Origin of the sequence: Geobacter sp. AOG1, from assembly GCF_019972315.1 — a bacterium.
GTDB lineage: Bacteria > Desulfobacterota > Desulfuromonadia > Geobacterales > Geobacteraceae > Geomobilimonas.
The window spans coordinates 3,285,922-3,309,945 of record NZ_BLIZ01000001.1; the positions used below are offsets into that span (position 1 = coordinate 3,285,922).

At 55.3% G+C, this 24,024-nt stretch carries 21 protein-coding genes and 1 tRNA gene; 12 read left to right on the top strand and 10 right to left on the bottom strand.

Features of this window, described 5'->3' with window-relative positions:
• The coding region (locus LDN04_RS14955; RefSeq protein ID WP_223912336.1) for a hypothetical protein at positions 1–188 on the top strand (188 nt) is incomplete at its 5' end.
• Between the two features lies 1 nt (position 189).
• On the opposite strand, the gene LDN04_RS14960 is transcribed toward LDN04_RS14955, so the two are convergent.
• Both LDN04_RS14960 and malQ read right to left on the bottom strand, forming a co-directional pair.
• On the bottom strand, positions 190–1,476 hold the full coding sequence (locus LDN04_RS14960; protein ID WP_223912338.1) for a homocysteine synthase: 1,287 nt from the start codon (positions 1,474–1,476) through the stop codon (positions 190–192).
• Between the two features lie 118 nt (positions 1,477–1,594).
• Positions 1,595–3,085, bottom strand: coding sequence for a 4-alpha-glucanotransferase (gene malQ / locus LDN04_RS14965; RefSeq protein WP_223912339.1), 1,491 nt, complete (start codon positions 3,083–3,085; stop codon positions 1,595–1,597).
• Positions 3,086–3,225: 140 nt separating this feature from the next.
• Here malQ and LDN04_RS14970 point away from each other — a divergent pair, with 140 nt between their 5' ends.
• Complete coding sequence (locus LDN04_RS14970) at positions 3,226–3,384, top strand: hypothetical protein (RefSeq protein ID WP_223912341.1); 159 nt, start codon at positions 3,226–3,228, stop codon at positions 3,382–3,384.
• 47 nt (positions 3,385–3,431) lie between these two features.
• Here LDN04_RS14970 and LDN04_RS14975 read toward each other — a convergent pair whose 3' ends face one another.
• Together LDN04_RS14975 and LDN04_RS14980 are read right to left on the bottom strand one after the other, a co-directional pair.
• Positions 3,432–3,719 (bottom strand): hypothetical protein, encoded by a 288-nt coding sequence (locus tag LDN04_RS14975; RefSeq protein ID WP_223912343.1) that lies wholly within the window; start codon positions 3,717–3,719, stop codon positions 3,432–3,434.
• A gap of 104 nt (positions 3,720–3,823) precedes the next feature.
• Positions 3,824–4,540, bottom strand: coding sequence for a rhomboid family intramembrane serine protease (locus LDN04_RS14980; protein ID WP_223912344.1), 717 nt, complete (start codon positions 4,538–4,540; stop codon positions 3,824–3,826).
• A 232-nt stretch (positions 4,541–4,772) separates the two neighbouring features.
• Between LDN04_RS14980 and LDN04_RS14985 the strand changes: the two genes are divergently transcribed.
• Together LDN04_RS14985 and LDN04_RS14990 are read left to right on the top strand one after the other, a co-directional pair.
• Positions 4,773–6,992, top strand: coding sequence for a Cache 3/Cache 2 fusion domain-containing protein (locus LDN04_RS14985; RefSeq protein WP_223912347.1), 2,220 nt, complete (start codon positions 4,773–4,775; stop codon positions 6,990–6,992).
• A gap of 82 nt (positions 6,993–7,074) precedes the next feature.
• Positions 7,075–7,172, top strand: a tRNA-Sec gene (locus LDN04_RS14990).
• A gap of 261 nt (positions 7,173–7,433) precedes the next feature.
• On the opposite strand, the gene LDN04_RS14995 is transcribed toward LDN04_RS14990, so the two are convergent.
• The 3 genes from LDN04_RS14995 to pal form a co-directional block, all read right to left on the bottom strand.
• Complete coding sequence (locus LDN04_RS14995; protein WP_223912351.1) at positions 7,434–7,970, bottom strand: hypothetical protein; 537 nt, start codon at positions 7,968–7,970, stop codon at positions 7,434–7,436.
• 65 nt (positions 7,971–8,035) lie between these two features.
• Positions 8,036–9,391, bottom strand: coding sequence for a chloride channel protein (locus LDN04_RS15000; RefSeq protein ID WP_223912354.1), 1,356 nt, complete (start codon positions 9,389–9,391; stop codon positions 8,036–8,038).
• 74 nt (positions 9,392–9,465) lie between these two features.
• Entirely contained in the window at positions 9,466–10,035 is a 570-nt protein-coding gene (pal, locus tag LDN04_RS15005) for a peptidoglycan-associated lipoprotein Pal (protein ID WP_223912357.1), read from the bottom strand.
• A 143-nt stretch (positions 10,036–10,178) separates the two neighbouring features.
• On the opposite strand from pal, the gene LDN04_RS15010 reads away from it, so the two are divergent.
• The 8 genes from LDN04_RS15010 (at position 10,179) to LDN04_RS15045 (ending at position 19,924) form a co-directional block, all read left to right on the top strand.
• Positions 10,179–10,646: a MarR family winged helix-turn-helix transcriptional regulator gene (locus LDN04_RS15010; protein ID WP_223912360.1), complete on the top strand. Its 468-nt coding sequence runs from the start codon at positions 10,179–10,181 to the stop codon at positions 10,644–10,646.
• Positions 10,647–10,841: 195 nt separating this feature from the next.
• Entirely contained in the window at positions 10,842–13,082 is a 2,241-nt protein-coding gene (locus LDN04_RS15015) for a trehalose-6-phosphate synthase (protein WP_223912363.1), read from the top strand.
• Between the two features lie 19 nt (positions 13,083–13,101).
• Positions 13,102–13,848 (top strand): trehalose-phosphatase, encoded by a 747-nt coding sequence (otsB, locus tag LDN04_RS15020; RefSeq protein ID WP_223912366.1) that lies wholly within the window; start codon positions 13,102–13,104, stop codon positions 13,846–13,848.
• Between the two features lie 74 nt (positions 13,849–13,922).
• Positions 13,923–15,071: a Na+/H+ antiporter NhaA gene (locus LDN04_RS15025; RefSeq protein WP_223912370.1), complete on the top strand. Its 1,149-nt coding sequence runs from the start codon at positions 13,923–13,925 to the stop codon at positions 15,069–15,071.
• Between the two features lie 302 nt (positions 15,072–15,373).
• Positions 15,374–17,980, top strand: a complete 2,607-nt coding sequence (locus tag LDN04_RS15030) for a plasma-membrane proton-efflux P-type ATPase (protein ID WP_223912373.1) — start codon at positions 15,374–15,376, stop codon at positions 17,978–17,980.
• Between the two features lie 80 nt (positions 17,981–18,060).
• On the top strand, positions 18,061–18,522 hold the full coding sequence (locus LDN04_RS15035; RefSeq protein WP_223912377.1) for a universal stress protein: 462 nt from the start codon (positions 18,061–18,063) through the stop codon (positions 18,520–18,522).
• Between the two features lie 66 nt (positions 18,523–18,588).
• Positions 18,589–18,918, top strand: coding sequence for a hypothetical protein (locus LDN04_RS15040; protein WP_223912380.1), 330 nt, complete (start codon positions 18,589–18,591; stop codon positions 18,916–18,918).
• Positions 18,919–19,039: 121 nt separating this feature from the next.
• Positions 19,040–19,924, top strand: coding sequence for a mechanosensitive ion channel family protein (locus LDN04_RS15045; RefSeq protein WP_223912382.1), 885 nt, complete (start codon positions 19,040–19,042; stop codon positions 19,922–19,924).
• A 29-nt stretch (positions 19,925–19,953) separates the two neighbouring features.
• Here LDN04_RS15045 and LDN04_RS15050 read toward each other — a convergent pair whose 3' ends face one another.
• The 3 genes from LDN04_RS15050 to LDN04_RS15060 all read right to left on the bottom strand — a co-directional run bounded on the left by LDN04_RS15050 (position 19,954) and on the right by LDN04_RS15060 (position 24,003).
• Positions 19,954–21,816 carry a potassium transporter Kup gene (locus LDN04_RS15050; protein ID WP_223913403.1) on the bottom strand — a complete coding sequence of 621 codons (1,863 nt, stop codon included), beginning with the start codon at positions 21,814–21,816 and terminating at the stop codon, positions 19,954–19,956.
• Between the two features lie 141 nt (positions 21,817–21,957).
• The gene (locus tag LDN04_RS15055; RefSeq protein WP_223912385.1) at positions 21,958–23,580 is read right to left on the bottom strand and encodes a TIGR00341 family protein; all 1,623 of its coding nucleotides are present in this window, start codon (positions 23,578–23,580) and stop codon (positions 21,958–21,960) included.
• Between the two features lie 60 nt (positions 23,581–23,640).
• Positions 23,641–24,003, bottom strand: coding sequence for an STAS/SEC14 domain-containing protein (locus tag LDN04_RS15060; protein ID WP_223912388.1), 363 nt, complete (start codon positions 24,001–24,003; stop codon positions 23,641–23,643).
• Between the last annotated feature and the right edge of the window lie 21 nt (positions 24,004–24,024).

The following is a 24,024-nucleotide window of genomic DNA, read 5'->3' on the forward strand; positions in this document are numbered from 1 at the left end:
CCATCTTCTGCTGTCAATATCTTTTTTTCGCCCTAACCACTTTTTTTTTCAGCGGCATTCTTCCCCGCCCGGCGAAAGACGTGTTTATACCAAACCCATCCACTACCGTCAAGCCTTTTTTCGTTAGAGTAGAAAAAACATCGGGCGGCTGTGTCCAGCCGCCCGCCATGGTACGTACGGAGGGATAAACTACGCCTGGGACGCCCGGAGCGCCTGTTCGATATCGGCGATGATGTCGCTAACATCCTCAACCCCAACCGAAAGACGAATGAAGTCCGCACTCACCCCCGTGGAAAGCTGCTCCTCCTCGCTCAGCTGCTGGTGGGTGGTCGAGGCCGGATGAATAACGAGTGTCTTTGCATCACCTATGTTGGCAAGGTGGGACAGAAGTTTGACATTGTCGATGAATTTCTTACCTGCTTCCAGCCCCCCCTTTATGCCAAAACCGATGATCGCACCGGTCCCTTTGGGAAGATACTTTTTCGCCCGCTCAAAGTCGGGATGACTGGTCAGCCCAGGATAGTTCACCCAACTGACCAAGGGATGGGCCTCCAACCATTCCGCAACCTTCTGTGCGTTCTCCACATGGCGGGACATCCGCAGGTGCAGGGTCTCCAGCCCCTGGAGGATGAGGAAGGAGTTGAATGGCGACAACACCGCACCCATATCGCGTAACAGCGTAAGACGCATCTTCAGGATGTAGGCGAGGTTACCAAGGGCCTCCCAGTAGTTGAGACCGTGATAGGAGGGGTCGGGGCCGGCTATCTCGGGGAATTTGCCGTTATCCCAAGGGAACCGGCCGCTGTCCACCACGGCACCGCCGATGCTCGTGCCGTGACCGCCAATAAACTTGGTGAGGGAGTAGACAACGATGTCGGCACCATGGTCGAAGGGCTTGAACAGGTAGGGAGTAGTGACCGTATTGTCCACGACAAACGGTATCCCCGCTTCATGGGCAACCTGTGCAATCGCCTCGAAGTCATCTACATTGTTTTTCGGGTTCCCCACCGACTCCATGTAGACGAGGCGGGTATTGGCATCGATGGCCCGACGCACGTTGTCCGGGTTGGAGGTGTCGACAAACTTCACATTGATGCCGAGTTTGGGGAGGGTGTAGTGAAAAAGGTTGTAGGTACCGCCGTACAGGTAGCTCGTGGCAACAATGTTTTGCCCGGCACTGGCAATGTTCAGGACCGCAAAGGTCGTGGCCGCCTGGCCGGAAGCCAGGGCCAGCGCTCCGACTCCGCCGTCCAACTCAGCCAGCCGCTTTTCCAGCACGTCAGTGGTCGGGTTCATGAGGCGCGTATAGATATTGCCGAATTCTTTGAGCCCGAACAAGTTGGCAGCATGTTCCGAACTCTTGAAGACGTATGACGCGGTCTGGTAAATGGGGACGGCACGGGACAACGTTGCGGCGTCAGGACTCTGGCCGGCATGGAGGGCCAGGGTGTCAAAGTTGAATTTGCTGTCGGACATGGGTGTTCTCCTCTCGAAACGGATGTTTGCATGGTGTTTTCAATGGTTTTAGTAAAGAATTATGCTGGCGGATTTTATGGTTATCCTACATATCTTGTCAACAATTTTCTAACGACATCTATCTATTGAGACGTCCGAATATTTCGGTGAGTTCATGCACCTTCTTGGCAAGGGGTTCCGATAGCACGTCGCCTGTAAACCGCCAGCTCCAGTTACCGCGGGGGGTACCGGGAACGTTCATGCGTGCCGAAGCAGGCAATTCAAGGAAATCCTGCAGGGGAATCACCGCAAGGGCCGCCACCGAAGCCATTGCAGCACGAACAAGCCCCCACGGCATGCCGCTCGCGGCACAATCCAGATAGCGGAGCACCTTCTGCCGGTCCTTGTCTTTGAGCGAGTCGAACCAGCCGAGGGTTGTGTCGTTGTCGTGGGTCCCGGTATAGACGACGCAATTCCGGACATGGTTATGGGGTAGATAGGCGTTGTCAGGGCCAGAGCCGAAGGCGAACTGGAGAATCTTCATCCCCGCAAAACCAAACCGGTCCCGGAGCACCTCGACTTCCGGGGTAATGACCCCAAGGTCTTCCGCCACGATGGGGAGCTTCCCCAGCGCCGTCTCCAGTGCAGTAAACAATGCCTCGCCCGGTCCCTTGACCCAGCGCCCGTTGACGGCGGTCTTCTCCTTGGCGGGGACCTCCCAGTAGGCCTCGAAACCGCGGAAATGGTCGATGCGCACCAGGTCGTACAGAGCGAAGGAACTGCGCAGCCGGGCCGTCCACCAATCGTAGCCGCCGGCCGCCATCTCCTCCCAGCGGTAAAGGGGGTTTCCCCAGAGCTGGCCGGTTTTGCTGAAGTAATCGGGGGGAACTCCGGCCACCACCGTCGGCTGCCCTGCCCCGTCCAGATGGAACAGACCGGGATTGGCCCAGACGTCGGCCGAATCATGGGCGACAAAAATCGGGATGTCGCCAAAGAGTTCCACACCCTTTGCGCCGGCATAGCTCTTCAGATCGTGCCACTGGCGGTAAAACTGCCACTGGACATACTTGTGTGCGCCGATCTGGGGACCGAGCTCTTCGCCGTACTGCTGCAAGGCGGCAGATTCCCGGCGGGAGATGTCCCGGGGCCAGGCGCTCCAGTTCTTCCCCTTGAAGCGACTCTTCAATGCCATAAAGAGGGCAAAGTCCTGCAGCCACCAGTTATTGGCGTCACAGAAATGCCAGAACTCCTCCATCCGCTGTTGATCGGCAGCCGCAAAAAACGCCCCGGCAGCCCGCTCCAAAAGCGGCAGCTTATGCGTCTCCACCTGGGGAAAATCAACCCAATCTGCGGGGAAGCTCCCCTTCACATCGCGGGACGCCAGGTCCCCATCGCAAACCAGTGCGGCCAGATCGATGAGAAGCGGGTTGCCGGCGAATGCAGAGTAACAGGAATAGGGAGAGTTGCCGTAGGCGGTCGGACCCAAAGGAAGCACTTGCCAGACCGACTGGCCGGCGAGATGGAGAAAATCCACGAACTGGCGGGCTTCCGTACCGAGGGTGCCGATTCCCTCCTTACCTGGAAGGGATGTGGGGTGGAGCAGGATGCCGCTCTTTCTTGTTCGGTGCATGGCAAACCTCTGGATGAGATGGTACATTCAGGAAACTATGACACACTTGCCGGGGAACTCAAGTTACGCTGAACGGCAGGCTTTACTCAGCGGGAACGGAATGGTATAAGCAGGGGAACACACCGATGTGAGAGGGAAAAATGATCAAGACAGCCCTGTTTGAAACTCTGCTGGAAAGTGCCGTGCCGGTGCCGGAAGGAGGCTATACCTTCACCCTGGAAGGGAAAACCTACCATATTAAAGACACTCTGGAAATTTCCAAGATAGCCCAGGATCACGGCTATATCATAATCTACTAGCGTTTACGATTTGTTCCGGTGCCATCAGGGCCAGAAGTGCATTACCTTCATTTGGGCACGGATTGCACCGCAGGGATATCCTGTTCCATCCAGAACCTGCCGTCGGTGAAAAGCCTCACCCGGAGGATGGCAGGATCCAGTTCCACCGGCACATGGCCGATCACCTGCAGGCAGATCCGCTGCCCCCCCGAGGTAAGATAGACCCGGTCCTCCTCAACCCGCTCGAGCCGGTAACAGGAATTGGGTGTATCCACCATGGCCTGCCGGAGATGGGGTGCCGCACAGGAGGTCAACAGTGCCAGCGCCGCAACAGTAGTTACACACCTTTTTTTCATGGGTCCCCTCCTTTCGACGTTCCCGTCTATTGTACCACATCCCGAAACACCCCTTTCATGTTCGCTTCACATCAGCAGGGAAGGTCCAACCCTGTCGGCTATTGTCAGTAAAACCGCCGCCGACGTGTTCCACCTGCGATGAGAATCATGGCGATGCCGGCCATGAATCCCCCCAGATGGGCAAAATAGGCCACCCCTCCCCCCTGCATCTCTCCACTCCCCAGCAAGCTCGCGTTGAGAAATTGCAACAGCGCCCAGTAGCCAATGATGACAAAGGCGGGGAGTTCGACGGTGGTGAAAAAGATGAAGATCGGTATCAAGGTCAGAATCCGCGCCCGTGGGTAGAGCACCAGGTAGGCCCCCATCACCCCCGCAACCGCCCCGCTCGCCCCGACCATGGGAACCGTGGAAAGGGGTGCGCTGGCTATCTGGGCTCCGGCGGCCACCCCTCCGCAGATGAAATAGAACAGGAGAAAGTGCGCAGGGCCGAGACGGTCCTCGATATTGTTGCCGAAGATCCAGAGATACAGCATGTTGGATCCGATATGGAGCCAGTTCCCATGAAGGAACATGGAAGTGAAAACCGTTATCCATTGCTGGAAGGGGTTCAAGAGAAGATTTGCCGGCACGAGGGCGAAGCGGTCAGAGAGTCCGCCGATAAAATGGGTAGCGGTGACTGCACCGTGGCGGGTTGGTACCAGTACCTCCTCAAGGTGACCGGTAAGGCGGTCTCGCACGAATACCATCACGTTGATAACGATCAGGACGACCGTCAGCAAGGGGAAATGGCGGGTCGGGTTGTAATCCTTGAGAGGAATCACCGTCCCCTCCTATGCTGCCGGAATCTGTCGTGATAATCGGGGCACCACGGCATTCACCACCTCGGCACAAGTGCTGTATACCCGCTTCGGGCGCTGCTGCACTGTCTATCACTTTTAGCATCCGCTGTAAAGCTAATACAACTGCCTAAAACATTGCACAATCAGACTCTTAATGATAGAGTTAGCATCCACTAATCGAAATCTCCATATGCTGCTCGCCCAGGGGGATTCCTTGAAAATTGGAGTGAAGATAACGGGAATGGCCATACTGCCGATTGCTCTGACAACGGTCGTGGCCCTTGGCGTCGCCCTCTACCAGAAGGAGGTGCTCAAGGAGTTCTTCGGCAGGGAAATCGAGGAGCAGGCAAAAAGCGAAGCCCAGAAAATCGCCCGTGACGTGTATCTCATGTGCCGTTCGGCCCAGGAAGCGGTCCAGAAAACGGTGAATCACAACCTTTTGGTCGCCGAGGACGCGCTCAAGCGCTCGGGTCCGGTCTCCTTCGGCCGGGACAAGGTCACCTGGACCGCAGTCAATCAGCTGAACCACGCTGAAGCAACTATTTCGCTTCCGAAAATGATGGTGGGAGGGAAGTGGCTGGGACAAAACCGGGACCGGCAGATGGTCTCACCCGTGGTCGACGAGGTGAAACGACTGGTGGGAGGGAGTGTCACCATCTTCCAGCGGATGAACGACAAAGGGGACATGCTGCGTGTCTGTACCAACGTGGAAAATGCCGACGGCAGCCGTGCCATCGGCACATATATCCCCGCAGCCGCCCCCGATGGCACACCAAGCCCGGTAATTACGACTTTGCTGGAGGGAAAGAGATTCCAGGGGCGAGCCTATGTGGTCAACGCCTGGTACGTCACCGCCTACGAACCGATATGGGACTCCGACCGCAAAAAAATCGTGGGGGCTCTCTACGTCGGCGTCAAGGAAGAAAACCTGGAAAGCCTCCGCAAGGGGATAATGGACATCGTCGTGGGAAAGACCGGCTACGTCTTCGTCCTTGGTGGATCGGGGGCGCAGCAGGGGCAGTATCTCATCTCCAAGGACGGCAAACGTGACGGCGAGAACCTCTGGAACTCCCTCGACGCCGACGGTCATCCCTTTGTCCAGACCATCATCGGGAAGGCCCTGGCTCTCAGAAGGGAGCAATCGGACCCGATTCCGGTGGATTTCATGAGCTATTCCTGGAAAAATCCCGATGAGCCGGCACCCCGTTACAAATCGGTCGCCATCACCTATTTTGAGCCATGGGACTGGGTCATCGGCGCCGGTTACTACGAAAGCGATCTCGCCGACCCCCTGAAGCGGATGGCAACTGCCTTGGACAGGATGGGTAGCTGGGTCATGGTAACCGCCCTGGTCATGGTGCTCCTTTCCGTACCGGCCGGCTATCTGGTCGCCCGGGGGATCAGAACCCGGGTGGACAGCATCCTCAAATCCGTCACCGATATCCTCATCGTCACCGATTCCCATCAACGTATCATTCTTCTCAGCCAGTCTGCCGAGAAAATATTCGGTTCCACCCTGAAAAAAGTTGCCCACTGCCCCATCGAGGCGCTTATCGGCGACAATAAACTTCCTGAAGAAATCACCTCGGTCCTCGCTCAACAGAAAAGCGGCATGCGGTTCGAATTCGAAATTGCGCCGGTCGGTTCGGACCAACGGCACATCATGCAGGGAAGGACTTCAGTCATCCAGGCCAAGAGTGGACGCACCCTCGGCATGATCACCATCATCCATGACATTACCAACGAGCGGGAAATAGACCGGATGAAGAGCGAGTTCATCTCAACCGCCGCCCATGAGCTCAGCACCCCCCTTGCCTCCATCATCGGCTATTCGGAACTGCTGTTGTCGGAAACCAGCTCCCCCGACGTGCAGAATGACGCACTCTCCTACATCAACAGGAAAGCATGGGCACTGTCCAGGATTGTGGATGACCTGCTCGACCTGAGCAGGATTGAAGCAGGACGCTCCATTCCTGTGGACAAGAAACCGTGCGACATCAACGAGATCATTCGCCAGGCTGTGCTGTACGGACAGAAGATATCCGTCAGGCACACCTTCGAACTGCACCTGTCCGACCAACCCGGCACTCTTCTCGCCGACAGCGGCAAACTGGAACAGGTGATGGAGAACCTCCTCAGCAATGCAGTGAAGTATTATCCCGATGGTGGGCCGGTCCGCATCAGCAGCACAAGACTCGAAGACGCCTGGCAGGTCTGCGTGGATGACAGGGGGATCGGGATGGCGCCCGAACAAGTGGAAAGGATATTCGACAGATTCTACCGTGCAGACGCCTCGAACACGGCCATAGAAGGGACCGGCCTCGGCATGTGCATCGTCAAGAACATCCTGGAGGCCCATGGGGGGGAAATCTGGGTGGAAAGCACACCCGGCGTCGGGACGAAGGTTTTCTTCACCGTTCCCTTGGGAGCATAACGAGTGTCCCGGGTGACCCTATTTCATTATGATGATTTATGAATTGACGGGCGCCGGCAAATACGGTACTAAAGGGCTCTACGGAGGTACGTCCGTCGCTGGTGGGCGGCCTAGTCTTCAAAACTAGTGGGGGGGATGAGAAATCTCCCCGGTGGGTTCGATTCCCATGTGCCTCCGCCAACACTCTAACTAGCTGATATTTTGTCACTTTGACCATAATTTGGCTAAAATTCTCAGCTTATGGGGTTCCATAGTATTTTCTCAGATTATGGTTCTCGTTGCCTAGCCACGAGTGTAATAAAAAAAGCACTTTCCAAGCATACAAGTAATGTCGAACTGTACTTCCACCTAAGTCACGGCACACCAGCAATGTCCAGATAGTCGCTCGTAGCGGGGGATCCTGAGCAGAAGCTCGACCTGTTGCGTCGCGAATCTAAGACGCTACATTTCCAGACTGGTCACTATCTCCGGCACAGCCTGCCTCATGATCTCGTGAAGCCCCTTCTCCAGTAGTTGCTGCGCAAGAAGTTTACGATCCCTGAATGCAACGTCGGAAACTCGCGATTCATAACTAAGCAGACGTATTTTCCGTCCGTCCTTCCATATCTCGACGGCAACATCCAGGATGGCGCTTGCTTTGTCCCTAGGCAAGCTCCATTCGTCCTCAAAGGCGAGGGATATTTTCGAAACGGCGATCCCCCTATGCACATCCTGTGGCAGCTTCGAGACCTGAGTAACCGTGTAACCGGCAGTCGTAAATTCCTGGTTGAAAGCGTCCCGCAGAAGATCTTCGGGCGACAGAGAGCTAACAATGGTGCCAATCGTTTCCCCATCGCCGTTTTTCACCCTGCCAATAACCCATTGAGCGCTAGCATCGCCCTCTTTCCCGCCTGAGGAGGGGGCTAACAACAACAGCTCTCCCTTGCCCGAGCGTATGTCGGTGACGGGGCTGTAGAGCAGGGATACTTTCTGGTCCACGGTTGCGCACCCGCAAAGCATGGCTACAAACAAGACACACATAAGTCTCCAGCTGATCCGTGTGTTCATTTTTCTTTCCCCTTCCAAATTACACGTAACATCTTGGAAATCATGCCGATCAGGGACTTTTCACGGAAGAAAACGACGGCCGCATCAGACTCTCCGACAGGTTTTCCCGTGACGACTGGCAGGGAGGCACTTTTCTGTATCCCCAGAACTTGGCTCGGATAGATACTCCGGTAGCCGACAACCAGAAAGCTGACCATGCAAGCAACCGCTGCATGAGGACCAAGCGCTGGGCCGAACAACTCTATCGCCATCACTGATGCTGCAATGGGCGTATTAGCAGCACCCGCCAGGAGCGCCACCATACCGATCGCAGAATAAGAGGCGATGTACTGGGGATTAAAAAGATGGGCAAACAGGTTTCCCGCTGTCGTGCCAATGAAGAAAATGGGGGTGACCACCCCGCCGCTTCCGCCACAGCCGAGGGTGATTGAGGTGGTTATACTTTTCCAGAAGAAGGCGCCGGTCGGCAGGACCGTTCCTTTCCAGCCTGCATCGAGAGTATCGAGGCCAAGCCCCAGGTAAGCCGGCGAAGCAAACACGGCGATCAGCACGAGCATCCCCCCTCCTACCACCCCCCTCAGGAGCCGGCTTTTGAAAAATCGGACGAAGGATCTGTGACTCAGCTTCATCATCTCGATAAAGAAAAGGGCAATGAGACCGCACCAGACCCCGAGCAGGATAATTTCCGCCATACTCCAGCCGGTCATCTGCGGGGGGATACAGAGCGGTGCGTGCGCGTACTGTACACCCAGATTGGTGGTGACGTGATAGCCAACAATCCCGGCGACGAACGAGGGGAAGAGCACATCATAGAACATTTGACCTAGCACCAGCACCTCGACGCCGAAGAGTGCTCCGGCGACCGGTGTGCCAAACACCGTGGCAAAGCCAGCGCTGATCCCGCAGATGACGAGCTTGCGACGATCCACGTCGTCGAGCCGGAGCAGATTGGCAAACGATGAGGCAAGTCCGGCGCCGATCTGGGCGCACGGTCCCTCTTTACCAGCAGAGCCACCACCGGCAAGGGTAATCACCGTGGCCAGAAGCTTCACTGGTACAACCTTAAAGGGGATCCGACCCATCCGCTTATGCACCGCCTCGATCACCTTCTCGGTCCCGTGCCCCTCAGCTTCGGGGGCGAGCCAGGCAACCAAGAAGCTGCTGACAGCGAAGGTCAGTGGCAGGAAGTAATAGTGCCAAGGGTAACGGCCGGCCTGGCTGGAAGTCCAGGTGAGGGTGGTGAGAAACACCGTCGTGCCGCAGCCGACCAGTACACCTACGATCGTGGCATAGGTGGTCCACTTGATCACACTGGCAATGAGGGTTATCTGTTCGAAAAGCTTTCTCTGCATGGAGGACCCGCGAAAATCAGATAGTCCCTCCATGCTTGCTTCTCATGCCAAGCATGGAGGGGCTTGAGGAAATGTTACTTTGATACGATAACGAATTCATCCCGACGGTTCTTGGCCCATGAGGCTTCATCATGGCCGGCAGCAACAGGCTTTTCTTTGCCGTAGCTGATGACAGACAGCCTCTTTTCAGGAATACCCAAAGTCGCCAGATACTGCATTGCCACCTTGGCCCGCTTTTCCCCCAGAGCCAGGTTGTATTCGTCTGAGCCGCGTTCGTCGCAATTTCCTTCTATCCGCACATTTATGGCAGGGTCTTTCTTCATAATCTCACCGTTTTTCGCAAGAGATGCGCGGGCTTGTGGGGAAAGAGCATACGCATCAAAATCGAAGTAGATTTTTTCAAGGGCGGCCTTTAACTCACCCGCATTCGGGATATGATTTATTGTATCGCGAACGGCGCTTTCCTTGATCGGTGACTGCGTGATCGGCTTCTTACTGACCGGTTCTGACTTGACCGTGCCGGAAACGTTAGAAACCGGCACGACTGGCTCTTCTTTCTTCACCATTTCGCTCTTGGCACAACCGCCGACAACGAACAGGGCACTACTCGCCACCAATAACAAACTTACAGCATGTTTTTTCATTTGTTGCCTCCTTTTCTTGAAAACCCAACGAGAGATGTACTGCAAAACAATCCTTGACGAATTGATGAGGATTCATTATTTTAGTTAGTGTTGCTAATTATTCGCTACACTAAATATTTTGTCAAGTCAATTTTGGAGCGGCCATGAGGGAAAACGCGGAGAAAATTTCGGAGGTTATTGACAACTTGCGGCGGATATTCCAGGCGATAAACGATTATTCAAGAACTGCCGAACAATTTACCGGTCTGACAGGGCCACAACTCTGGGCCTTGAAGATCCTGGCAAAAGCTTCTCCTTTGCGGGTTTCGGAGCTGGCTTCCCAGATGTACCTGCGCCCGGCAACTGTTGTTGGGATCCTCGACCGGCTTGAAGGGAAAGGGCTGGTCACGCGAACCCGCTCAATGAAAGACCGCCGGGCAGTTGACCTAAATCTCACCGAAATGGGAAAAGAAGTAGTTGTCAAAGCCCCTGAAGTTGCTCAGGTTATGCTTCTGAAAGGTCTGAATGAGTTGTCAGACGAACAGCTCCTCCATGTGGTTGAAGGTATGACACAAATGGTGCGGATTCTAGGAGCAGAGAACATAACCCCGCATCCACTGCATTCATCCTAAAACCGAGCAGACTACAGATACTTACCAAACATACTAACCAAACGCCTGATGTTTGAATGATTAAGTGGGCAGAAAACAATAGTGATGCTCAATTAAGGAGGGGAATCCGCCACACCTCTGCATACGTATGCGTAATCTAGCAACGCCACAATGCTGGGTTCACTCATTATTTGGAATTGCACATATGGAGGCCTAATGGTTTCACTCCGTTCACTACGTCTTTCACTCCGATTTATCATTCCTCTGGCACTGGCCCTAGTCTTGCTTGCATATGCTGTAATGCCGCTGGTGGGGAAACTAACCCTGCACTGGTTTGAGAAGGATATAGACATCCGTTCCCGTCTCATCGCCAGCACTCTCCACGACCCCCTTACAGAAATGGCCAAACAGCGGGACAGGACGAAAATCAATGCCCTTTTCATGCGGGCCATCAAAGATGAGAGGCTGTTTGCCCTGGGATTTTGCGATGGAAAGGGCAGCCTACTCTACAAGACCCCTACATTCCCTGAATCGCTTGGTTGCGACCTGGCTGGCATTGGCCATGCTAAATCCGGTTCAATACTAAAACTGGCCCAAGGGTCGCTATACATTTCCACCAGCCCGATCGAGATGTCGGGGGAAGCTATTGGAACCCTCATTCTCGTGCATGATATGAGTTTTATAGAACGGCGAAGCAGCGACACTCAGAAGTATGTAATTATTCTATTTGCCGTCCTTGGTGTAGTGGTTTCACTGATCACAGTGCTGGTCGCCCATCTCTGCTGGCGTGGCTGGGTCGAGGGGGTCAGATCAATGCTGCGGGGCGAGGGGATTTTCCGTCCTTTTAGCCAACCGGCCGCCAGTTCTGAACTACAGCCACTAGTAGGAGACCTGCGGGCTCTCCTTCGGAACATCGATGCCGAGCGCCGTTTTGCCGATGACGCCTCAATTACCTGGAACCCCGACGCCCTCCGCAGGCTTCTCCACAAAGAGCTTACCGGTGAACGGATTATTGTCGTCTCAAACCGCGAACCATACATCCATACCGAAACGCAGGGGCAGGTCGAAATTCACCGACCAGCCAGTGGCCTGGTCACTGCAGTGGAACCTGTCATGCGGGCCTGCTCGGGAACATGGATCGCACATGGCAGTGGCTCAGCCGACCGCGAGACCGTTGATCGTCACGACCGCGTGCCGGTTCCGCCAAGTCATCCCGAATACACTCTGCGCCGCATCTGGCTTACAAAAGAGGAAGAAAATGGTTATTATTACGGTTTTTCCAACGAAGGGCTCTGGCCCCTCTGCCATATCGCCCACGTCCGCCCTATCTTCCGCACCAGTGACTGGCAGCAGTATGTGTCTATCAACAAACGGTTTGCCGATGCAGTTGTAAAGGAGGCCGACAGCGACGACCCGGTGGTGCTCGTGCAGGATTACCATTTCGCACTCCTACCGCGAATGATCCGAACTGCCCTACCCAAGGCCACAGTCATAACTTTCTGGCACATCCCCTGGCCTAATCCAGAATCTTTTGGTATTTGCCCATGGCGGGAAGAGATTCTCCAGGGGATGCTCGGCAGCACAATCCTCGGCTTTCATACCCCTTTTCACTGCAAGAACTTTCTCGAAACCGTGGACCGCTACCTGGAAACTCGCATCGAACATGAATCTTCAACGATTTCCCACGGCGGCAATTTGACGCTGGTGGAAAGCTACCCCATCTCGATTCAGTGGCCTTACCCATGGAAGGATACTATTCCGACGGTCGACGAATGCCGTAATGAAATATTGGCGTCACTCGGACTCCCTCCCACTCACCTGCTAGGACTCGGCGTTGACCGTCAGGATTACACAAAAGGCATACTGGAGCGCTTCCTTGCAGTAGAACGGATGCTGGAATTGCATCCGGAAATGGTCGGACGATTCAGCTTCATTCAGATCGCCGCACCCACCCGTTCGGCACTTGAAGATTACCAGGCATTCGAAGCACAGGTCCGCAACCTCGCAACGCGCATTAACCAGCGGTTCTCTGCAGGTTCCTACCAGCCTATTATTCTCAAGGCTGAACATCATGAACCGGAGCTCGTAAACCGCTATTACCGCGCTGCTGATGTCTGCATGGTGACCAGCCTCCACGATGGCATGAACCTCGTGGCCAAGGAGTATGTGGCAGCCCGGGATGACGAAAAAGGGGTGCTGATCCTCAGCCAGTTTACCGGTGCAGCCCACGAACTGCATGAAGCGCTGCTTGTAAACCCCTACTATATCGAACAGACCGCCGACGCACTGTTCCAGGCACTTTCAATGCCTACGTTCGAGCAACAGGAACGGATGCGAAGCATGCGGGCACTGGTACGGGATTTCAACGTCTATCGCTGGGCAGGACGTATGCTGCTCGACGCTGCCCGTATCCGGCAGCGTGAAAAACTGGCTTTACGCATCGGCCGGCGCCAGTAAATGCAACAAAGGAGATGGAATGGCTCAAGAAAGGCTCTGGATTTTTGATTTTGACGGTACCCTGTCGCCATTGGTTTCTGACAGGGAACGGGCACAGCTTCACCCTGAATGCAAACAACTACTGGAAACCTTAGTCACCCTTCCCTGCCAGCGGGTTGCGGTTCTTTCCAGCCGCTCCGTGGAGGACCTGATTCCGCGAGTGCCGATAAGGGGAGTTTATCTGGGAGGCGGAAGTGGTATCGAGTGGTGCTTTCCAGACGGACAACGCGTCTTGTCTGAGGGCAATTGGGAAGAACAACTCTCCCGGACAAGAGATCCACTCCTGCATGATCTCAGCAATATTTCCGTGATTCCCGGTGTTGAACTCGAGGACAAGAAATGGTCTGTTGCGCTCCATACCCGCAACGCTGCTTTGCTCGCCAAGGAACAACTTTATTCGCGGATCGTAGCCTGGCGGCCACCCCATCCGGTAAGGATTTTCAGCGGTCCGGAGGTTCTGGAAATTCAGCTCTTTCCCGAAGTTGACAAGGCCTTTGGCGTACGTATGCTCTGTCAAATACTAAAATTCGACCTTTCAAACGGTGTGGTCGTCTACGCGGGTGATGATGAAAATGATGCCGTTGCCATGAGATGGGTCATCCATCAGGGGGGAAATGCTCTCATGGTGGGAAGCTCTTTTCCTGTCGCTGGGGCACGAATCGTCAAAGACCATTCATCACTTATAGAGGAAATTCGCCGGATGGTCGGACTCGACATAACCACGTAACGTGAATCGGTGATAAACGAAACAACCGGTCCGTTTGGGAGAGAATCCCCCTCCAGATAAAGTGAGGATACCGTATGAAGAAACGAGCTAATCTGCTGCGCGAGTTCTCCATACCCCTCATTACAGGAGTCATTATTGCCCTCGTCTGGGCGAATCTCAACCAGGAAGGTTATCATCACTTTATCCACGCAAGGCTGATGGGGCCTCTGAGCGTCCATTTTCTCACCAACGACATCTTCATGGTGTTCTTCTTCGGGATCGCAGCGGCGGAGATAACCCAGAACTGCATGCCGGGGGGAGATCTCTACCCCATCGGAAGATCGGTGAATCCGCTCCTGGCAACTTTCGGAGGGGTCGCCGGGCCGGTCGCCATCTACCTCTTTCTGAACGCCTTAGCCGGCTCGCCCGCACTGGTCAACGGTTGGGGGATTCCCACCGCCACCGACATCGCCATATCCTGGCTCGTGGCACGGCTCGTCTTCGGCAACAACCATCCCGCCATCTCCTTTCTCCTCCTCCTCGCCATTGTCGACGACGCTATAGGGCTTGCCATCATCGCCATCTTCTACCCCGACCCATCCCAGCCGGTGGCACCGGGGTGGCTCCTTCTAACTTGCGCGGGGATGCTGGCGGCCTGGATTCTGCGGTGCAGAAAAGCGAAGAGCTACTGGTCCTACATTTTGCTCGGTGGGGGACTTTCCTGGGCCGGACTCCACTTCTCCAACCTCCATCCCGCCCTGGCGCTCGTGCCGATTGTGCCGTTTCTCCCGCATCCGTTACGGGAAGAGAAGGAACTCTTCGAGGAGGACCCGCAGGATGTCTCGACCCTGTCGACTTTCGAGCACGAATGGAAGATCATCGTCGACTTCGGTCTTTTCACGTTCGGCCTGGTCAATGCCGGCGTCAGCCTCTCCTCTCTCGGCCCGGTAACCTGGTTCGTGCTCGGAGCACTCCTGGTCGGCAAGTGCGCCGGGATCTCCGCCTGTGCACTCCTCGGGGGGAAGATCGGCTTTCCGCTGCCGGAGGGTATGGAGAGAAGAGACCTCTTTCTGGTGGGACTCATCGCCGGTATAGGCTTCACCGTATCGCTCTTCATCGCCGATCAGGCGTTCGTGGATCAGGTTCTCCAGGAGGAAGCAAAGATGGGAGCGCTTCTCTCTATCGGTTTATCGGTGATCGCCATCGTCGCCGGAAAGTTGCTCGCCATCAAGAAACGCCATTAGCTGGTTTTCATGCGGAAACAATTCTTTTCCCCCGTGGTTGTGTCACATCCGGAGTTTTCCGTATGGCTCCCAGCCAACTGACACCCCTTTTCCGTCAGTTGCCAGAGTGACCCGTCGCACAATTCTCACCTCCAACTGTCTCGTCACGCTGTTACTGCACGCCATAGCTACCCACAATTGTGAGCCTCCTTTTTAGGGTTATACTGAATATCAAACCTGCAGCAGGGAGTTGAAAAACATCGTCTCCATCAGAAGAGACAAGCAGGTTCATGTAACTCCTGATTTAATAAGGAGGGGGCATCATGCAAAAGACAACCGAGGCATTTGCCGGGTTATCTCCGGAGACCGCTCTGGCGGAGCTGGGCACAGACCGGAATACAGGCCTGTCGTCGGATGAGGCCGCAAAGCGGTTGAGGGAATACGGCCCGAACGAGATCCCGGAAAAAGAGGAGCCGCTCTATCATCGGATTTTACGAAGGTTCTGGGGGCCGATCCCGTGGATGATCGAGGCCGCGGCCCTGCTGTCGGCACTGGTCGGGAAATGGGCGGATTTTACGATCATCTCGATTCTGCTCGTCACCAACGTCTGTATCGATTTCTGGCAGGAATCAAAAGCGCTGAGTGCTCTGAAAGTTCTGAAAGAGAAGCTGGCAAAACAGGCCCTAGTTTTGCGGGACGGCAGGTATCAATCTATTGCCGCTGCCGATCTGGTTCCCGGTGATATTGTCAAACTGAAAATCGGCGATCTGGTGCCGGCGGATGTCAAACTCATCGACGGCGATTTCCTCCTGGCAGACCAGTCTGCCTTGACCGGTGAGTCATTGCCGGTAAGCAGAAGCATCGGTGAACTCGTCTACGCCAACGCTGTCGTCAAACAGGGAGAAATGCTCGGGGTCGTCGTCAATACGGCGCTCGCCACCTTCTTCGGCAAGACGGTCGCGTTGGTCGCTCGGGCAGAGCAGGAAGAACGGAGTCACTTCCAGAAGGCCGTCATCCATATCGGCAATTACCTCATCATAATTACCATGTTTCTCGTGGTGATCATCCTCATTACGGCCATGTTCCGCCATGAGAACATGGTGGAGATCCTGAGATTCACCCTGGTGCTGACGGTGGCCGCCATCCCGGTGGCCATGCCCGCCATCCTCTCAGTTACCATGGCCGTCGGCGCAATGGCACTCGCGAAAAAACAGGCCATCGTCAGCCGCCTCGTTGCCATCGAGGAGTTGGCCGGCGTCGACATCCTTTGTTCCGACAAGACCGGCACCCTTACCCAGAACCTGATGGCCATTGCCGACCCGATCGCCGCCACCGGTTACTCAGATGGAGAGCTGATGCTCTATGCCGCCCTGGCCTCCAAGGAGGAGAACCGCGATCCCATTGAACTTCCCATCTTCGAATATCTCCGCAAGACGGGTGGATACGAGGGGGTGCACCAGTATCGCCGGGAACGGTTCATCCCCTTCGATCCGGTCGGAAAGAGAACGGAGGCGGTCGTTACGACAAACGGCCAAAGCCTTACCGTCACCAAGGGGGCTCCCCAGGTGGTTCTCGATCTCTGCGGAGAGGATATCGATAAGGCGCCCATATTACGCCATGTGGAAGATGCGGCCGGAACCGGATTTCGTACCCTCGGTGTCGCCGCACGACAAGCTGAGGAACCGCACTTCAGATTTGTCGGGCTCATTCCCCTCTTTGATCCGCCGCGGGATGATTCGAAAAGCACTATCGCCGAGGCCGTCAACCTCGGATTGAACGTGAAAATGATCACCGGCGATAACCTCGCAATTGCCAGACATATAGCAACAGTTCTCGGGATCGGCTCCGACATTTTCAACGCCAGGGAACTGAGCGGCGCCAGCACCCGCGAACTGGTCCTTTTGGGGGAGGTAATCTCAACGGCGCTGTACCGGAAGCTGGCGCCTGAGGTCTCGGCTGAGGAGGCGCGCCGTTTTGCCGACGGAGTGGTGAAGACTCTGGAGAAAGAGTTCGAGAACCTCACCCTCCCCAAGGGGTACGTGCGGAGCCATGAATCGGAAATTATCGAGTTGATCGAAGCTGCCAACGGTTTCGCTCAGGTATTCCCCGAAGACAAATACTTCATCGTCGACAAACTGCAGAGGACAGGTCATATCGTCGGCATGACCGGCGACGGGGTAAACGATGCGCCGGCGCTCAAAAAGGCCGATGCCGGCATAGCAGTTTCCGGGGCGACCGATGCGGCGCGGGCCGCAGCAGATCTGGTGCTGCTGGCACCAGGCCTCTCCGTGATCGTCGATGCAATCAAGGGAGCCCGGATCACCTTCGAGCGGATGAAGAGCTACAGCATCTACCGGATCGCTGAAACCATCCGCGTCATCCTCTTCATGACCGCCTCGATCCTCATTTTCAATTTTTATCCCGTTACTGCCATTATGATCATCATCCTGGCGTTCTTGAACGACATCCCGATTCTCGCCATCGCCCTCGACAACACAAAAGTAGACGAAAAGCCAATTCGCTGGAACATGACCGAAGTATTGACCGTGGCCACGCTGCTCGGGATCGCCGGCGTCATAGCCAGCTTCGGCATCTTCTACATTGCCGAGAAATATCTGAAGCTTCCCGTGGCGACAGTCCAGAGCTTTGTCTTCCTTAAGCTGGCAGTTGCCGGTCATTTGACGATCTTCGTCACCCGAACTGAAAAGCACTTCTGGCAACGACCGTTTCCCTCTCCTATTCTGTTCTGGCTGGCAATGGCGACCAAAATTGCAGCAACGTTCTTTGCCGTCTATGGCTGGCTCGTCGCCCCCATCGGTTGGGGGTATGCCCTCCTGGTGTGGGGCTATGCCCTCGCCTGGTTCGTGGCCAACGACTTTGTCAAGATGTGGGCCTACAAGTTCCTGCGGCGGGAACAGGTTTTGGCGTAGCTGCGCAGTTGCAAGGGCAATCTCAATATCGAACAGGATTGGTGATATCATTGTATTAAAGAAGAAAGGAGGGTTTATCCATGACAAACATCAAGAGGATTCTCGTCGTCAGCAGAATGACCAAATATTGCCGGGAGGTGCTCAACTATGGCATCACCCTGGCAAAATTGTCCCACGCCGAACTATTCGTCATCCATGCGGTCCACAATCCTTTTGGCCTCGAGGGATGGAATCTGCCGACTGTTTCCCTTGAAGAGGAGTACAAAAATATCCTCAAGGAAGCAAAGGCGGATCTGGACCGGATCATCCGCGAAGAAAAGTCGCAGGGAATGCAGATCAAGGTACTGATCAAGGAAGGGGAACCGACTAACGAGATACTGAAAACGGTCCATGATGAAAAGATTGATCTCATGATCATGTTGGCGCACGAAGAAGGGCGTCTGGAACACTTTCTCTTCGGCCGCAGCAACGAGAGCCTGATCCGCAGAATGCCATGTTCGGTCCTTCTCGTGAAGAAGGAACCGGAGGCGGTTCCATGGTAGTAACTACTTCCGGTCAGGGAAAAGGAACTTCAGGCACGAGCAGCGGAGATAGACGAAAGTGGCAAGATGACCGTTGAAATCGCCATCGTCCTTACTTTCGTCACCGGGGCGATAATCCTCTTCGCCACTGAGAAACTGCCGATAGACCTCGTCTCGATCATGGTCATGACCGGACTCATTATTTCGGGAGTGGTCACTCCGGAAGAAGGGATCGACGGCTTCACCCACCCGGCAACGGTAACTGTCGGCACCACTGCCGCACTCCTCACTCCCATCGCCATTGCCGTTGCAAATATGTACGGTGTTGATTCGCGCCCCTTTCTCATGGCGGTTACCTATGCCGCATCGGCCGCCTTCATGACGCCGGTCGGCTATCAGGCGAACACCCTCGTCTAAAGCCTCGGCCATTACCGTTATACCGATTTTCTCCGGGTCGGCACGCCGCTCAATATCATGTTCTGGTTCCTGGCCACCATCCTGATCCCCTGGTTCTGGCCATTCTAGCCGGGAGGCATCCATGACAGACTTTCGTTTATGGCTTGAAGAGATGAAGAGCTACTTCGACGTGCCGATCCTGACTCTCGGAGCAACCCAGCTAACTATTCTGGCCATCATCTACCTGATCGTCTTTTCCATGCTCCTCTTCTACCTGACCGGCAGACTACGTAAATGGATCGTCGAGCAACTCCTCACCAGGACGAAAATGGATATCGGTGCCCGCCAGGCAACCGGCACCATCATTCGCTACTTCATCATAGCCGTCGGCTTCGTCATCATTCTCCAGACGGCAGGAATCGACCTTACCGCCTTGAACGTCCTGGCAGGCGCCGTCGGTATTGGTCTTGGCTTCGGTCTCCAGAACATCGTGAACAACTTCATCAGCGGCCTCATTATCCTGTTTGAACGTCCGATCAAGGTGGGGGACCGGATCGTGGTGGGAAATGTGGAGGGGGATGTCATGCATATCGGGGGACGGAGCACAACAGTGGTGACCAACGATAACATCGCCATTATCGTCCCCAATTCGAAGTTCATCACCGAGAACGTCGTGAACTGGAGTCACGGCGATCCGAAGGTCCGTTTCCGCATCCCCGTTTCCGTTGCCTACGGGAGCGATGTGAAGCTGGTTGAACGGCTTCTTCTGGAGGTTGCGGGGGAAAATCCTGACGTTCTGGAGAAGCCAGCCCCGGCGGTCCGCCTCATGGAATTCGGCGACAGTGGCCTCGGTTTCGAACTGCGGGCCTGGAGTACCACCCTTGTCCACCGGAAAGGGCTTCTCATCAGCGCTCTCAACCTTGCCATCTATGACAAGTTCTGCACGCACGGGATCGAGATTCCGTTTCCGCAAAGAGACCTGCGCATCAGGGGAGCGAGCGTGGAGGTGGCAACACGTGAACAGTGAGCCGGATGTGGCGACGCTTTGGCGTGAGACTAGATTTCCACCTGCTGCCCCAATTCGACCACCTGTTCAGCCGGAATATTATAGAAAGCGGTCGCAGGCAGTGAGTTGCGGGACATGAAGGCGAAGAGCTTTTCCTGCCAGCGCATCATTCCCGATGGCCGCGGCGTGGAGATGACAGTTTCACGGGCAAGATAATAGGTCGTGTGCTCAAGCTCTACCGACAGCCCCAGGGACTCGCACTGCCGAAGCGCCACAGGGACGTTGGGGCTCTGCATGAAACCGTACCGGACGATGACCCGTGCGAATCCCAGCGGCATTACGGTTACGGACACCCGCTCGGCGGCCGGCACACGGGGAACCTCCTCCGTGAGTACGGTTAGAATGATGACCTGCTCATGCAGTACCTGGTTGTGGGACAGATGATGGTGAATAATGGGGGGGGTCCCGGTGGGGCGGCCGGTCATGAAGACCGCTGTCCCCTGCACCCGGTAGGGTGGTGCAGTTGCAACCCTGTCGATGAAACCTTCAAGGGATTCCCTGCCTCCCCGCAATCTCTTGCCGAGCACGTTCCGTCCACGCCGCCAGGAGGCCATGAGGGTAAAGACCGCCGTGCCGGCAACAAGTGGAAACCAGCCGCCATTGCCGATCTTCAGGAGGTTAGCGGCAAAGAAGGAGAGATCGATGAAGAGAAAGAGCCCGGCCAGTGTACAGGCTGTCGTGGCTTTCCAGTGCCAGCGCTTCACCATGAGGAAGAAGGCGAGTATGGTTGTGATGACCATGGTGGTGGTTACGGCGACACCGTAAGCGCCGGCGAGGTTTGTCGACGTACCGAAGCCGAAAACGAGGGTGAGAGTGGCAAGCATAAGTCCCCAGTTAACAGTCGGAAGATAAACTTGGCCGATCTCCTCGGATGAAGTCTGGACCAGTCGGAAACGAGGGCTGTAACCGAGTTGCATTGCCTGGCTGGTTAGCGAAAAGGCACCGGAAATGACGGCCTGGGAGGCGATCACCGTCGCAAGTGTGGCAAGGATTACGAGGGGATAAAGCGCCCACGTCGGAGCCAGGTGGTAGAATGGTTCGGTCGCCTCTGAAGGGCGGACGAGAAGCAGGGCGCCTTGGCCGAAGTAATTGAGGAGTAAGGCGGGGAGCACAAAGGCGAACCATGCCCGGCGAATCGGCTGGCGGCCGAAATGTCCCATGTCGGCATAGAGGGCTTCTCCGCCCGTTACCACGAGAAAAACAGAACCGAGAGCGCGAAATGCGAGGGGGCCGTTCTCCATGAAAAAGAGAACGCCATGGAGTGGATTTATGGCATAAATGACCTCGGGTGCCCGCACGATGCCACCAATGCCGAGTATGGCGATGGCGGAGAACCAGGTTGCCATGACCGGACCGAATACGGCACCTACTTTTGCGGTCCCGCGCTTCTGGAAGAGAAAAAGGAGGATGAGGATCAGAACGGTGGTTGGAACGACGAATCGTTCCAGAGTCGGAGCAGCCACCTTGAGACCTTCAACGGCGCTCAGGACCGAAATAGCGGGAGTGATCACCCCGTCGCCATAGAGAAGGGCTGCACCGAAAAGACCGAGAGGAAGCAGATAGCGACGCTGGGCTGTTGAAAGAAACTGCCGCGGGGTGAGAAGGGCAAGGAGCGCCAAAATACCCCCTTCTCCGCGGTTGTCCGCACGGGTCAAAAAAAGGAGATACTTGACGGAGATCACGAGGGTGAGAGCCCAGAAGACGAGGGAAAGTATGCCGAGTACGTTCTCCGGCGTTGATGGGAGGGGATGGCTGCCGTGGAAACACTCCCTGAGCGCATATAAAGGACTCGTGCCGATGTCGCCATAGACAACGCCAAGAGCAGTAATGCTAAGCGCAAGACCACGGCGCATGCCATTCTCCTGGGTCGCGTCTACCTTGCTGTCCGGCTTTTCGTTGGAATTGTGCCTCATACTACCCTAGATGCGCAAGTAACGTTTCCTTGCATCTGGCTCCGAGAAGGCTGTTCATGGTTCGCGGTGTCATCTTACGTTTCATTCGGCCAAAACAGAAATCTTTACCGCCGCACCCTTTCTTCGCAGAGGACCGATTTTCGTCGTAATCCGGTCACGGGGCACCCCGCACGACGTGGTCAGGTAATCTGCCGCACCACTGAGCCGTTCAGCCGCCAGTCGTCTTTCTTTGCTACTGGCCCGCCCGGGCAACGCTTCTACCTGGATAGTTACACTCTTGTCCGATTGGTAGACCTCCCTGAGTTCGAGCATCTTTTTTCTCATCTCTTCGGAAAGGTTAGTTTCCCCTGTCCGGAATACAAGCAAGGGGACGAAAGGCGCGGTTTCGACCGTCAGTTGAACCTCACTACCCAAGTCCGCGGCAAGATACCTCCGCAGCCATGCCGTCTCGTCGCCAGTCAGGGGAGTGTCACGCTGAAGTTTCATCCGGATGGCTAAGCCGCCTGCAGAATAATTGCGCAAGCCGACTGAGAGATCGGCAATCCTGGCAGGGATTATCACCTGTGCAAGCCGGTCTTCTGTCCGTTTCACGGCAGTCCTCAGGTGGTCGCCGAGGCTAATCGGTGTCTCAACGACAGGCTTCAACGAAGCGATCGCGGGAGGTTGCGATCGCGGCAATTCTTTGAGTCCGCCAGTCTGAACCTTGATCTGTTCGAGGTTGAGGGCCACTTTTTGCCGCAAAGTCGATGACAGAGCACTCTCCACCTGTTTCGCGTCTGCTTCATTCAGGTAGCGCACGGTGTTTACCACCGCATCGATCTCCAGCACGTCGTCGTTTCCGACCTTGTACGTGAAGGTAGCGAGATGGGACTGATTTGCCCTGTCCAGTCTGGCATGCAGGACGTCACGGATTGTGTTGCGTAGTTTGACTTCACTGATAGAACGTTGAAGGGTATAGCCAAGCGGAATGGAAATGACTATGAGAACTGTCACAAGAAACGCCAGACGCTTCTTAAACTGGGAAAGTTCGACTTCTGTGGCCATACTCCGCCGGAAGCCGTAAAAGTAGAAGACGATACAGGTCGAGATGACGATGGCGACGAAGTTGGTAAAAAAGAGGAGGAATCCACCTAAAAAGACTTGCGGATTCCATGTTCCCAGCCCAAAGCCCACCACGCTCAGGGGAGGGATGACAGCAGTTGCAATGGCTACTCCAGGCACGACAGTCAGAAAGTTCTTCTTGGTGCAGAGGGCACTCGCTCCGGCCAGGCCGGCAAGAAAGGCGATGATAAGGTCATAGAGGTTGGGCCTCGTGCGGGAGACGATTTCGCCGGTAAGTTCCTTAAGGGGGGATAGATAGGTAGCGAAAGCGGCGACAATGATTGACAAGGTAACGCTCAGGATGATCTTTCTTACTGCCTTGCTCCAGATGATGCCATCCCCCGTGACAAAGGCGAAACCAAAGCTTAAGAACGGCCCCATGAGCGGAGAGATGAGCATAGCGCCGATGATCACCGGGGAACTGTTGACAAGTAGGCCACAGAGGGCAATCAGATTCGCCACGCTGAGGGAGAAGATATAGCCCGCTGACATCTCCCCTTCGGCGAAAACATCCTTGATGACCCCGCGGTGATTGATCTTTTCAGACTGACTCAGCAGCCATGCCCTCACCCGGCAGGTGAATCTGTCCAACGAGATATTCATTGCTCACTCCAGTCGGCACAAACCATCATATGAACTCAGACCTTCAGACATGTTATCCCTCTATGTTTCAAGCCATCGCCGAGCCTCCACAAGCTCGTCGTTGCCGAAGGCCCTCAGCTTTCCCGGCATTACAAATCCGAACGCCTTCATTGCCACACGAATCCATTCCACATCGGTGACCACGGCAACCCGCTCCCAGGCAGCGAGGTGCTGTAATCCAACCTTCGCATCATCCCACATGGCTTTGACATTGAACCCCGTGAACTCGTTTCCCAGGTGGTAAAGAAAGCGGATACTCTTTCGCTGTGCAAGCATATTCTCAACGGCCGGAATGAGCACAGATTCGTAGTCGGCTCCAGTAACCTCTCCTTTTGCCTCAAAGCCGAGAACATTATCCGGCAATCCCTGTATGCGTTCCAGCATGGTGACCTCCTCCTGTGCCAT

Coding starts and splice junctions, on each gene's coding strand:
- LDN04_RS14960 (WP_223912338.1), bottom strand. CDS start 1,476: ATGTCCGACAGCAAATTCAACTTTGACACCCTGGCCCTCCATGCCGGC.
- malQ (WP_223912339.1), bottom strand. CDS start 3,085: ATGCACCGAACAAGAAAGAGCGGCATCCTGCTCCACCCCACATCCCTT.
- LDN04_RS14970 (WP_223912341.1), top strand. CDS start 3,226: ATGATCAAGACAGCCCTGTTTGAAACTCTGCTGGAAAGTGCCGTGCCG.
- LDN04_RS14975 (WP_223912343.1), bottom strand. CDS start 3,719: ATGAAAAAAAGGTGTGTAACTACTGTTGCGGCGCTGGCACTGTTGACC.
- LDN04_RS15000 (WP_223912354.1), bottom strand. CDS start 9,391: ATGCAGAGAAAGCTTTTCGAACAGATAACCCTCATTGCCAGTGTGATC.
- pal (WP_223912357.1), bottom strand. CDS start 10,035: ATGAAAAAACATGCTGTAAGTTTGTTATTGGTGGCGAGTAGTGCCCTG.
- LDN04_RS15010 (WP_223912360.1), top strand. CDS start 10,179: ATGAGGGAAAACGCGGAGAAAATTTCGGAGGTTATTGACAACTTGCGG.
- LDN04_RS15015 (WP_223912363.1), top strand. CDS start 10,842: ATGGTTTCACTCCGTTCACTACGTCTTTCACTCCGATTTATCATTCCT.
- otsB (WP_223912366.1), top strand. CDS start 13,102: ATGGCTCAAGAAAGGCTCTGGATTTTTGATTTTGACGGTACCCTGTCG.
- LDN04_RS15025 (WP_223912370.1), top strand. CDS start 13,923: ATGAAGAAACGAGCTAATCTGCTGCGCGAGTTCTCCATACCCCTCATT.
- LDN04_RS15030 (WP_223912373.1), top strand. CDS start 15,374: ATGCAAAAGACAACCGAGGCATTTGCCGGGTTATCTCCGGAGACCGCT.
- LDN04_RS15035 (WP_223912377.1), top strand. CDS start 18,061: ATGACAAACATCAAGAGGATTCTCGTCGTCAGCAGAATGACCAAATAT.
- LDN04_RS15040 (WP_223912380.1), top strand. CDS start 18,589: ATGACCGTTGAAATCGCCATCGTCCTTACTTTCGTCACCGGGGCGATA.
- LDN04_RS15045 (WP_223912382.1), top strand. CDS start 19,040: ATGACAGACTTTCGTTTATGGCTTGAAGAGATGAAGAGCTACTTCGAC.
- LDN04_RS15050 (WP_223913403.1), bottom strand. CDS start 21,816: ATGCGCCGTGGTCTTGCGCTTAGCATTACTGCTCTTGGCGTTGTCTAT.
- LDN04_RS15055 (WP_223912385.1), bottom strand. CDS start 23,580: ATGAATATCTCGTTGGACAGATTCACCTGCCGGGTGAGGGCATGGCTG.
- LDN04_RS15060 (WP_223912388.1), bottom strand. CDS start 24,003: ATGCTGGAACGCATACAGGGATTGCCGGATAATGTTCTCGGCTTTGAG.